The sequence below is a fragment of the Lentilactobacillus diolivorans DSM 14421 genome, assembly GCF_001434255.1.
Lineage (GTDB): Bacteria > Bacillota > Bacilli > Lactobacillales > Lactobacillaceae > Lentilactobacillus > Lentilactobacillus diolivorans.
Genome location: NZ_AZEY01000079.1, coordinates 100445 through 112171, shown reverse-complemented (window position 1 = coordinate 112171; position 11727 = coordinate 100445). Strand labels below are relative to the sequence as shown.

The window sequence follows — 11727 nt, the reverse complement described above, 5'->3', positions numbered from 1 at the left end:
GACCAGACAAATTGATAATTGTCACAGTCTCCCGTACATCAACTATTAAAATCAGTTACTAAAAATACTAACTGGCGTTATAATTGCTGTTCTACTCACTTGATAATGAATCAAGCATTCGGATATTTTTTAATTTATAGTGGGTAATCACGCCAACAATTAAGCTAAACAGGATGGTTAACAACGATGACCAAATGTAACCTGGATAATGAATGGTTAGTGGAAAGAGGATTGCACCGGTTTGCGCCTTAATCATAATGAAATGATGTAAGACAATGCCGATTACCCAACCAAATAAAATTCCTGCAAGAGTCAAAATTACATTTTCCCGAGCAACGTAAGCCGTCACTTCGCGATCGTAAAATCCCAGAACCTTAACGGTCGAGAGTTCCCGCATTCGCTCAGAAATATTGACATTTGTGAGGTTATAGAGCACCACCAACCCTAAAGCAGCCGAAAGCCCAATGAAAATCAAGACTACCGAACTCAGTCCCACCGTTCCCATTGAATTACTGGAATAGCGCGAATAAGTCACATTCAAGACACCCGATTGTTTTAAAAGGTCCTTGCTCAACTTTTGTCGCTGCGCTGACTTAGTGTGCTTGACCTTAATTAATCGTGACGTTGGCTGATAATTAGTTCCCGTTATTTTTTGATAATATTTAGGCGTTAAGTAGAGGTAATGGCCAGCGTAATTTTTCACAATACCTGAAACTGACACTTTAACAGCGCGGTTACCAATTTTTACCGATAATTTGGTTCCTTTCCGGGCATTCATATCAGTAGCAAGTTTTTCAGTAAGAATAACCCCGTGGTTGGTCAACCTTTCCGTTTCGGAATTATCCGGGTTAATAAGCGAAATATATTGATTCAGATGTCTCGTTGTTTTGGGTGCAACCATCGTAACAGTAGCGTTTCGCTTGATCCCTTTTGTTGGCGAAACCGTTACTGATTTGACCATTGCTGCTTTTTGAGCGGTTATATTTTTATCATGGATGGCTATACTAGGATCCGCTAATGTCACAATACCTTGATAATGTTGAACTTGCGTAAATTGATCAGGAATCAAGTCATTCACAGAATCCCGAATGCCAAAGCCCGCCAGCATTAGTCCTGTACAACCGGCAATGCCGACAATTGTCATAATCATTCGGCCCTTGTAGCGGAACAAGTTTCGATAACTTACCTTTTGATTGAAATTAAGGCGATTCCATAATGGTTTAACTCGTTCAAGTAAAATTCGCTTACCAGCTTTAGGTGCCCGCTCACGCATTAACTCAGTTGGCTTCTCACGCAAATTAATAATCAGAACAACCGCTGAACTCCCAAGGGTAGCAATCAATCCGGCAAAGATTGCCTCAATTAGATAAATCCACGGAAAAACACCTACATAATGGGTTAGATTATTATTACTAAGCATCCCAAAAATAAACTTCGGTAATGTCAGCGTTCCAACAAGCCCACCAATGACTGACCCGAGTAGTCCGGCTAATAACGAGTAAACGATGTATTTCATAGAAATAACACCCTTCGTATAACCAAGTGCCCGCATCAATCCAATTTCTCGTCGATTCTTTTCAATCATTCGCGAAATTGTCGTAAAAGTGATTAAAACGGCAATGAATAAGAAGAAACCGGGAAAGATAACCGCGATTGCCGCAATACTTTTTGACTCATCAAAATAATCTTGATACCCAACGTTGGTCGTTCTGTCATTATACATGTAAGTTGCTTCCGGCGTTTTTATCAGTTGACTGCGCATTTCCCGCAACTTTTCAGAGCTAACCTGAATCTTCTTAATTGCCGACTTTACCCGCGGCGTTCGATAATCTTGGGGGACTTGGGTTAATTCTTTGGCCTGAATTTGTAAGGATCTTAACTGCAAATTGATTTTAGCCAACGCTGGTGCAATCACTTCACTCCGACGTTGCTTTGGTCGACGACGAAACATTTTTTCGAGTTGTTCCTGATCCTGCTGCACCCGATCGTTATAGCGACCGGTGCCAGCTGCCAATCCCTTTGTGTCATTGAATTTGATAGCAATTAAAGCCGCTTCTTTTTGATTGAAAGCCTGGTTTAAGACATACGCAAAATAGTCAACCTGACCACTACCAAGATTAGTTGTCCCACGATCCGTTGAACTCACAAACAAGGGTGAATTAATAAAACCGACGATCCGATACTCTCGACCCTTTAATCCTGCCGTCTTTGGCAAATGGTAATCTTGGCCGATCCGGTAACCATCTTTCTTAGCCTTCGTGTCTAACACAATCTCAGTTTGCGTTTTTGGAAAGTGTCCGGATACCAGTTCCAGTCGATTCAATTTAGCGTTTTTCATAAACGAATAAACAACGGCAACCTCGTTTTGCGACTTTTTAACGGTTACCATATGACTTGGTTCAGCTATCTGAACGTTTGGGTCATTCTGAACAACTTGGAGATCCCTTTTCGTGAGCCCCAATGTTGAACTCATCGTCATATCACTTAATTGGTGCTGATCAAAGTAGTGATCCGCTGACTTATCCAAACTAGGTCCCGTAGCCCGAATACCAACGTAAAGCAATGACCCCAACATAATAATCAGGACAATCGAAATAAACTTTCCCCATGAATATGTAATTTCTCGTAAAGTGGCTTTTAAATAGGTTGAATTCAAGTTAGTCACCTACCATTCAATCTGCTCAACCGGTTCTGGAGACTCATTTAACGTAATCTCTTGAACCTGGGCATCCTTAATATGAATCACTTTGTCTGCCATTGGCGCAATCATTGAATTGTGTGTCACAATGATAACCGTCATCCCAGATTGACGCGCAGTATCCTGCAGCAGCTTCAAAATCTGCTTACCAGTTTCGTAATCCAAAGCGCCAGTTGGCTCATCACATAACAGCACTTTAGGGTTTTTGGCTAACGCCCGCGCAATCGCGACCCGTTGCTGCTCACCACCAGACAGTTGGGCCGGAAAATTATCAATGCGGCCAGCCAGCCCAACTTGGCTTAACGTTTTCACCACGTCTTTTGCATTTGGTGCAACTTGACTGGCAAGTTCAACGTTTTCCTTGGCGGTTAGATTGGGAATTAGGTTATAGAATTGAAACACAAAACCGACCGTTGACCGTCGATATTCAGTTAACTGACGGTCGTTAAACTGAGCAATATCTTGACCATCAATCAAGATTTTTCCTTCACTTGGTTTGTCCATTCCGCCAAGAATATTTAACACCGTTGATTTCCCAGCTCCTGACGCGCCAAGAATGACAACCAGCTCCCCTTGATCAATGTCAAAACTAATATCGTGGTTGGCCACAATTGTATTAGTTCCCATTTCATAACGTTTCGTTTCGTTACGAACACTAATGAATGCCATTAAAATCCCTCTTTCATTTTTAGACAACAAATAATTCGTGTTTGTGAACCAGTTGATCATTCTTATTAATGAGAAGTCTTCATGTTAATATCAATATGAAGTCCGGCTTATTTTTATTTACTTGCCATCATCTCAGCTCTGGTTCTCAATTAAGTATAACGTGAACTACTCGCCCATGAATGACCGAGCTTCTGGGAACACAAAGTAGTATTTAGGATATTATATCGGTATGCCGAAAACCTAACTTACAGAACTCCGCTCTTTTACCATGGCTAGTTCCTAACCGATAGCTTTTAATCCGCGATTAAGGATATTAACTGCCGCATTAATATCGCGGTCGTGGTGCGTTCGGCATCCAGAACACGTCCATTCCCGAATAGCTAAGGGTTTAGCGCCGTCATTATGCCCGCACGCTGAACAGATTCGAGAAGTGTTCTTGGCGCTCACCACCACTAATTGCTTACCGTACCACGCACACTTATATTCAAGCATGGTCCGGAATTGATACCAGCTGGCGTTAGCGATTGACTTAGCGAGGTGGTGATTGTGCATCAGATTTTTGGTTTTCAAATCCTCAATCACAATCACATCGTATTGGCTAACTAAGTCCGTCGTCAATTTATGGAGATAGTCCTTGCGCTGGTTGGCAATTTTAGCTTGATAACGCGCTTTAACCATTCTTGCCCGTTGCCAATTTTGATAATCGTTAAGTACCAGCTTGGATAATTTATGGTTATGATTCCATTGGCGCATCGTAACGGTGGCTTGATGCCGACGCCGACTAAACTTGGATTGCCATAGCGTCGCTTGTTTTTCCAGCCATCGCGCATTGAACGTCCCGTGCTTAACACCGTTGGAGCCAATTGCCAAATTGGCAACGCCCATATCCAACCCAACCGATTGGTGAGTCTTCGGTAAGTCATGAACTTCAGTTTCGACCTGCAAAGAAAGATAGTAGCGACCCGTGGCATCATGACTGATCGTGTAACGCTTAATTTTAGCGTCTCTTAATTGGCTGGTCTTGCTGGTCCGAATACTCCCAATTTTCGGTAATCTTAAACGCCGCTTCGCCTCCACGACGCAAGTTGAGCGCCCAGTATAAGCCTGCTTAGCATTATGCCGGGACTTAAACCGCGGATGACCACCCCGTTGTTGGAATAAGTTCTTAAAAGCGAGCGCCAGGTTATGATTAACCACCAATAAGCTGGTAGCATCACTCGCTTTTAGGAATGGGTACTCTTGCTTAAGCGGTTTAAGCAGGTAATTCATATCGTATTCGTTAGCAAACTGACTTTTCGGGTTATTCTCATAGCGTTTCTGAGCCATCGCTAACATTTGATTCCAAACAAACCGATCGTTGCCAAATAGTTGCCACAACTGACCGGTTTGTTTTTGGTTTGGGTATAACCGCAGCTTAACCCCTTTAACCACCGTGGTCATCCGAGACCTCCTCTTGTTATTTTTCGTGCTGGCGTTGATCGTCAATATATTTAGCCACTGCCGGTTCATTGACAGCCCCGATGCTTTCAACATAGTAACCAGGTGACCACAAGTGACGATTCTTTTGTTGCCCATCACTGGTCTGTAACTCTGGGCACTGACGGAATAGCTGAAAAGCAGTAGTGCCCTTTAACCAGCGGACAATGTTTGTGACTGATAATTTAGGTGGTGCGCTAACTAGTAGGTCGACCTGATCATCTTGACCGATTTCCAGATGGGTGATTTCAAAACCGTATTCAGCGGCAATTTCGGCAACCAAGCGTTTGAAAACCTCCTCAACGTGTCCAGCTAAAACCTGATTGCGGTACTTAGTTCCCCATATGAGATGGTAATTCAGATTGTACACCGACGTTCGACCATACGTTAATCTGTTTGTATTTTTCATACCAACCATTGTATCATATCCAAAGTGTCACCATGCGCACAAATTTAGAAAGGGGGTGTTTTTTGACAATTAATCAGGATAAGCATCTGTTGGACGCCAAGAAGGGGGGCAAGGAAACACGTCCTTAAAAGAACGTGTTTCCTTGCCCCCATATCAAAAAAGCCATTAATAAAACTTACCCATAATCGGTTTTATTAATGGCTAAACTGTCATCACTAAACGATAAACAGCTTTAATCAGCTATCTAATTTTTGTAGGTTATTCAAATTGGGCTTCATATAATTGCTTATAGTAGCCATCTTGTGCCATCAAACTGGTATGAGTTCCCTGTTCAACGATCTTACCATCATCAACTACCAGAATTTGATTAGCATTATGAATGGTCGACAGTCGGTGAGCAATTACCAACGATGTCCGTTGTTCCATTAAGTTTTCCAGTGCATGCTGAATGGTCTTTTCAGATTCGTTGTCTAATGATGCCGTCGCCTCATCTAGAACAACGATTTGGGCATCTTTTAGGAGGGCTCTGGCGATTGCAATCCGCTGCTTTTGACCACCTGAAAGCTTGATCCCACGTTCACCAACCTGGGTTTTCATTTGATCGGGTAATCCTTTAATAAATATATCGATATCAGCTAACTTGGCAACTTCCCACAGCTGGTCCTGAGTTGCGCCGGGAGTCCCGTATTTAATATTATCACCAATCGTCCCATCAATAATGAAAATGTCTTGGGAAACAATCGCAATATTTTGTCGAAGTGATCTTAACTTAATATCTTTAATTGAAACGCCGTCAAATGTAATTTTACCACTGTCAATATCATATAATCGGTCCAGCAATTCCGTCAGTGTTGACTTACCAGCTCCCGAATGGCCAACTAACGCAGTTTGTTCTCCAAACGGAATCCGGAAACTCACATCGCGAATTGCTGGCTTTTGAGATGCTTCTGGGCTGTCAACGTCGTAAGTAAACGTAACGTGATCAAACTGAACCCCATCTTTAATTTTAGGGAAATTCACTGCGGAAGGCGTATCAACAATTTGTGGTTTTAACGCCATAATGTCCATAATTCGTCCATAAGAAACCAGTGATTGTTGGAACTGGTTTAACAATCTCGAAAACGAACTTATTGGGCTCTGAAGAATCCCAACATAGCTTAAGTAAGCAACTAATTCTCCTAAGGTTAACTGCTTTTTAAAAACAAATAGGGTTCCTAAAAGCAACACAATCGCAGTTCCCAAATACTCAATGAAATTAATTAACGGTGAAAAGATCGCTTGATTTCGAGTTGCTTCGATAATATTATCTTTGTTCATGTTCGCTAACTTACTAAAACGGTTGGTTTCCAAATCTTCAGTCGTGTAGCTCTTAATCAATTGAATCTCCGTGAGTGTATTTTGCAGCTGATTGGTCATCAGTGCCTGAGATTGACGCGCTTTTCGGTAGGAATTCCGAATTCGGGTTCTAAAAATGCGAACTACCAGGAAAATAAATGGAAACGTCAAACTAACAGCCAATGCCATTTCCCAGTTTACAAAATAAACAAAGAACAGGACACCAACAAAAGTAAATAAGCTGCCAATTAGTGACAACATATTGGGCGAAATCAGGTTTTGCAGGTTATTAATATCAGAAGTTAATCGAACCATTAGATCGCCTGTTTTACTTGATTCAAAGAAGTGGGTATCTAATCGAATGAGATAGCGATACAATTGATTTCGCAAATTTGTAATCGCCCCTTGACTCATAATCCCCATCCAATAAGTCGATAAATAGGTAAAAACGCCAGAAATCGTAACCGTCAGAAGCAATAAACCAACAACCACCACCAACTGGGAAACACTTTTATTTGGGATCACATGATCAATGATGTATTGATTAAATTGCGGTAGTAAAAAGTCCATTAACGACAAAACTGTCAGAACAACGACATTTAAGACTAGCACCCAAGGTCGTTTCAGCACGGTTCCGAACACGAACTTGAACATCCCCGTCATCGTCACTTTGCTTTGGGTTTCATCAGCGTTGGTTGTTTTCGATTTACGATCCTCCTGTGTTTGTTGCATCGCAGTCCCCTCCCTTTGCGAATATGCCTGTTTTTAGAATTCAATAACTAATTATTTAGGTACCTAACGATAGTCAGTATATACGTCTCTTTAACATCCTTCAACTATCTTGACTTCGCTTTGCAGTCGTAGCGTTGCATTGATCATTAAGTATTAAATTTTTTAAACTCGAAGTCAAAGAAAAAGGCTTACGGAAGTCACCATAAACCTTTTTCTTTCTACTGTTAATTTGGATCCTCTTAACTAGCAATCAGATATGAAGAAAGCAATTACGCCATCATGCTTCGACATGATCCAATCGCCAAAGGCTACTTATTAATGATTGTTTTCTCGAGCAATAAATCAGCTAATGTTTCCGGTGAAATATCACCCAAATTATTTTTAATATCGATTCCGCTCAGCGTTTGAACTAATGAATTTCGGTTGAGCTCTGCACCTCTTAAAGCTTTTTCAATAACCGTGATGTCACCGCCAGTAATGAAATCGCCATAAATTTTAATGTCGGAGATTTTATTATCGATTAGTGAAAAATTAAAACTAACGGTTCCAATATCGTAATGTTTAGAGACATAATAATCAAAGCCCGGATTTTTGCCATAATTCCACTCATCCGTATCGTACTTGCCTTTAAGTCGATCATCAATAATCGACCAATCATGGTCGTTTAAGTGATACGTTTCAATATCATCAAGCGAATCAGCTTTAAATAACCGTAACAACAGTTGTTTCTTAAAGCCCTCAATGTCCAGCTTTTGAAATTCAGGTTTGAGATATGGTTTAACGTTTGTTACTCGGCTTTCAACTGATTTAACACCTTTGGATGCCAGCTTGTCCTTTTCTGGTGTCAACACCTTGGTTGCAACATCCATATCCAAATCAAACATTAGTGTCCCACCAGCGGCGTATGACTTGCCAACTTTGAACATTGTCATGCCAGAAAATTTACTCTTGCCAATGACCATATCATTTCGACCACGCACTTGTGCATCCGTGGCACCCATGTCATGTAAGGCGTCAATGATTGGCTGCGCAAAATAATGAAAGTCGCCAAAATGAGTGTCATCATTAATCACAATATTCTCAAAAATAATGTTGCCATAATCATGATAAACGGCACCACCACCGGATGTTCGCCGCACTAGCTTAATCCCTTTTTTCTTTAAATAGGGCATATTAACTTCAGCATATGCATTTTGGTTTACCCCGACAATCACTGCCGGCTGATTGACATACACGATCAAGCCGTGACCAGGCAACTTTAAATCATTAACTAAATAATTGTCTAATGACTGATTCACAATTGGATCATAAACCGGTTTTCCATTACGTGATGTATCAATAAAGAACATAACAAGGCCTCCTTGAAGCACTTACTGTATCTGTAACCGCTAACACCATGATAAATCTCTTTAATACTCACAACAAGTTGATTTTCATGAAACAAACCCGGCATCATTAGCTGAATGAGCCTTCGCCGTCATTTTCTTCACGTTAATTTTAATAACACCGACATACTGAAGCGCCTTATCAGTAATCTTGACTGTCTCCCACTGATCACCTATCTCGTGCTTTAGAATCTGAACCAGCGCGTGTTTCTTAGCATCAAGATCGTCAATTAATTCGGCATCCCCATACCCCATCACGCTTTGATAGGCCATACTGGGCGTATTCTTGGAAGGATCTTTGGGCATCATTAATTTTCCTGCGTCATGAATTGCAAACCCCATTCGTGAATCTGCCGCAATTAGTTTCCGCTTATAGCCAACGGGTGCACCATGAATATATAACACTAACTGTTCATCATTAAACTCATACCCATAATTTGTGGGGACAACATAGGGATAGTCACCAGTTCGAAAACCACTATTGATAATATGGCACTCTCGCAAAATTGACTTAATTTCATCGATATCAGTTACTTCCCGATCTGTTCTTCGCATTCAAACCACTTCCTATTTTATCTTTTAGTAAAGTATACGCAGACTCAACCCATTAAGCTACATGTTTCGTAATCGGAATGAAAAAGTCAGCCAAATTCTTTGCGTGGACTACCGTGAGAAGAGTAGTCTTAAGGCAGTAAACGTCTCAGACACATTCTAATGGAGGGATAAACTTTATGGCAAACACAGAATACGATTATGATGTCTTATACATTGGTAGTGGCCATGGTACCTTTGATGGCGCAATTCCATTGGCTGCACGCGGCGTCAAAGTTGGCGTTATTGAATCTGGACTGATCGGCGGTACGTGTCCCAATCGAGGCTGCAACGCCAAAATCACGCTAGATGCACCGGTTGCACTTACCCGGCTCGCCGAAAACTTAAACGGCGTTGTAAATGGAAATTTGTCAATTGACTGGAAAGCCAATGAGCAGCATAAACACGCTGTGATCGATGGGTTACCCAACATGATTGGCGGTCTAATGAAATCAGTTAACATTGATCTCATATCAGGTCATGGTGTTCTTAAAGATCGTCACACCGTAACGGTTGGTAATGATTCAAAGACCGCCGAAAAGATTGTTATCTCAACTGGTCAACACCCACACCGATTAGATATTCCGGGAACTGACTTAGCTCATGACAGTGAAGACTTCATGAACCTAACCACATTACCTAAAAATATCACGATTATCGGTGCCGGCTATATTAGCTTGGAGTTTGCGACAATCGCAAATGCGGCTGGATCCAACGTTACCGTATTGACGCATGGCGATCATGTTTTGCGAAAATTCTATCAACCATTTGTCAAACAAGTTGTCGCTGATTTGGAAAAACGCGGCGTTGTATTCATTAACAATGCTAAAGTTACCAAATTTGGTCAAACTGATCGTCATTACAATATTGAATACAATGACAATCAAACAATCACAACGGATTGGATTTTAGATGCAACCGGTAGGATTCCAAATACTCAAGGAATTGGTTTGGATGAAATTGGCATTAACTACAATGCCCGTGGGATTGAGGTAAATGATCATCTCCAAACCAGTATTGATAATATTTATGCTTCAGGTGACGTGCTTGATAAAGACCAGCCCAAGTTAACCCCAACGGCTATTTTTGAATCAACCTACTTAATGCATCAATTTGCAGGCGATAGTGCCGATCCAATTAACTACCCTGTCATCCCATCCGTGGTTTTCACATCACCTCGAATCGCAAAAGCAGGTGTTTCAATTGAAGACGCACAGCAAAACGGACAATATGAAGTTAAAACCAACCATTTACCAGACGACTGGTATCGACAGGTCACCAAAGAAGGCCTGGGTGATAACGCACTGGTTTATGATAAAAACCATCATTTAGTTGGCGCGACCGAAATGAGTGATCAGGCCGAAGATGCCATTAACACCTTACTTCCCGCCATTGAGTTCAAATTTGGTCCAGCCGAATTAGAACGACTTGTCCCGCTGTTCCCAACCATTGGTGCTGATACATTAGGCCAACTGTAATTTTGATATTAATTGATTCTAACCAATAAATTGATCATCCAAACTTTAAATAGAGTGAGACAAAAGGCAGTTAACTTCCAGAGTTATAACTGGATTATCCGAATATGCTCCGGGTAGAATAATGGGATAATTCGGTTGTACTCTGGAAGTTGCCTTTTATCTCACATTTCCACTTGGTAATAATCGTGATTACACAAATAGGGACTGGGACAAAATTACTTTTGTCCCAGCCTCTTTGTATACATGGCTTTGTTTTTAATCGGGGTATTTAATCAAATCGAAATGTGCTGAACTGTATCTTAAGGAGGGAACTCACAAGGACTCAACTATTTTCTATAAAAATAGCCATTATCCAGTTTTGGTGTACTATATTCCTTATCAATATGATATTTATATAGTGCTGCCTTACCATTATGTTTAACGGGCTTGAAATACAAATTATCTCTGGAGTTTAGAAGTCTTAGCTTCCAGTAACCACGCTTATTTGTCTGCTTGGAGACTGTAAATAGCGAATACTTGCTATGACTAACAGTGGATTGAGCTGTTTTTACATAGAATGTCATTGGTTTGGATTTCCAGTGACCATTAACCGTTAAACCTGATTGCACTTTGTACTTGGTTAACTTGTACATAAATGGCCGATGCTGATATGTTCCGACCCAAGAACCTTGGAGAACCCGGGGGATTGGGTTAACTTTGGTTGCAGCATGGGTATTACTTGATGTCAAACAAACAACACCAACCCCCATCGTTGCGACTGCCAACAAAACAGATTTAGTCACTTTCATTAGAATTTACCTTCTTTTGCATTTGAATTACTTTCAAACTAGCGCAAATTCAAGCTCACAACAAGAAACGATCATTTTACGTAGGGTTACATTCGCTAAATTAATCAATAATTGATGATAATTGAGGGTTTGTGGTTTTCGATTTTATAAAATGAGGCAATCAGGA

The 11727-nt window shown here is 41.0% G+C and carries 9 protein-coding genes; 1 reads left to right on the top strand and 8 read right to left on the bottom strand.

Annotation, left to right across the window (positions count from 1 at the left end; all coding sequences use genetic code 11):
* Positions 1 to 91 precede the first annotated feature (91 nt).
* From FC85_RS08760 to FC85_RS08730, 7 genes are all read right to left on the bottom strand, one after another.
* On the bottom strand, positions 92 to 2656 hold the full coding sequence (locus tag FC85_RS08760; protein ID WP_057865152.1) for an ABC transporter permease: 2565 nt from the start codon (positions 2654 to 2656) through the stop codon (positions 92 to 94).
* Between the two features lie 9 nt (positions 2657 to 2665).
* Positions 2666 to 3367: an ABC transporter ATP-binding protein gene (locus tag FC85_RS08755; RefSeq protein WP_057865151.1), complete on the bottom strand. Its 702-nt coding sequence runs from the start codon at positions 3365 to 3367 to the stop codon at positions 2666 to 2668.
* Between the two features lie 279 nt (positions 3368 to 3646).
* Positions 3647 to 4807 carry an RNA-guided endonuclease TnpB family protein gene (locus tag FC85_RS08750; RefSeq protein ID WP_057865150.1) on the bottom strand — a complete coding sequence of 387 codons (1161 nt, stop codon included), beginning with the start codon at positions 4805 to 4807 and terminating at the stop codon, positions 3647 to 3649.
* Between the two features lie 16 nt (positions 4808 to 4823).
* Positions 4824 to 5252 (bottom strand): IS200/IS605 family transposase, encoded by a 429-nt coding sequence (gene tnpA / locus FC85_RS08745; protein ID WP_057865269.1) that lies wholly within the window; start codon positions 5250 to 5252, stop codon positions 4824 to 4826.
* Between the two features lie 258 nt (positions 5253 to 5510).
* Complete coding sequence (locus tag FC85_RS08740; protein WP_057865149.1) at positions 5511 to 7319, bottom strand: ABC transporter ATP-binding protein; 1809 nt, start codon at positions 7317 to 7319, stop codon at positions 5511 to 5513.
* A gap of 308 nt (positions 7320 to 7627) precedes the next feature.
* Entirely contained in the window at positions 7628 to 8668 is a 1041-nt protein-coding gene (locus FC85_RS08735; protein WP_057865148.1) for a lipoate--protein ligase, read from the bottom strand.
* 84 nt (positions 8669 to 8752) lie between these two features.
* Positions 8753 to 9259 carry a pyridoxamine 5'-phosphate oxidase family protein gene (locus FC85_RS08730; RefSeq protein ID WP_057865147.1) on the bottom strand — a complete coding sequence of 169 codons (507 nt, stop codon included), beginning with the start codon at positions 9257 to 9259 and terminating at the stop codon, positions 8753 to 8755.
* 176 nt (positions 9260 to 9435) lie between these two features.
* On the opposite strand from FC85_RS08730, the gene FC85_RS08725 reads away from it, so the two are divergent.
* Positions 9436 to 10773, top strand: coding sequence for a dihydrolipoyl dehydrogenase family protein (locus tag FC85_RS08725; protein WP_057865146.1), 1338 nt, complete (start codon positions 9436 to 9438; stop codon positions 10771 to 10773).
* A 326-nt stretch (positions 10774 to 11099) separates the two neighbouring features.
* Here the strand turns inward: FC85_RS08725 and FC85_RS08720 are convergent, their stop codons facing one another.
* The gene (locus FC85_RS08720) at positions 11100 to 11561 is read right to left on the bottom strand and encodes a hypothetical protein (protein WP_057865145.1); all 462 of its coding nucleotides are present in this window, start codon (positions 11559 to 11561) and stop codon (positions 11100 to 11102) included.
* Positions 11562 to 11727: the final 166 nt, after the last annotated feature.

Excerpts from the sequence above, each read along its gene's own strand:
- FC85_RS08730 (WP_057865147.1), bottom strand. The coding sequence starts at position 9,259 with ATGCGAAGAACAGATCGGGAAGTAACTGATATCGATGAAATTAAGTCA.
- FC85_RS08740 (WP_057865149.1), bottom strand. The coding sequence starts at position 7,319 with ATGCAACAAACACAGGAGGATCGTAAATCGAAAACAACCAACGCTGAT.
- FC85_RS08750 (WP_057865150.1), bottom strand. The coding sequence starts at position 4,807 with ATGACCACGGTGGTTAAAGGGGTTAAGCTGCGGTTATACCCAAACCAA.
- FC85_RS08755 (WP_057865151.1), bottom strand. The coding sequence starts at position 3,367 with ATGGCATTCATTAGTGTTCGTAACGAAACGAAACGTTATGAAATGGGA.
- FC85_RS08720 (WP_057865145.1), bottom strand. The coding sequence starts at position 11,561 with ATGAAAGTGACTAAATCTGTTTTGTTGGCAGTCGCAACGATGGGGGTT.
- FC85_RS08725 (WP_057865146.1), top strand. The coding sequence starts at position 9,436 with ATGGCAAACACAGAATACGATTATGATGTCTTATACATTGGTAGTGGC.
- FC85_RS08735 (WP_057865148.1), bottom strand. The coding sequence starts at position 8,668 with ATGTTCTTTATTGATACATCACGTAATGGAAAACCGGTTTATGATCCA.
- tnpA (WP_057865269.1), bottom strand. The coding sequence starts at position 5,252 with ATGAAAAATACAAACAGATTAACGTATGGTCGAACGTCGGTGTACAAT.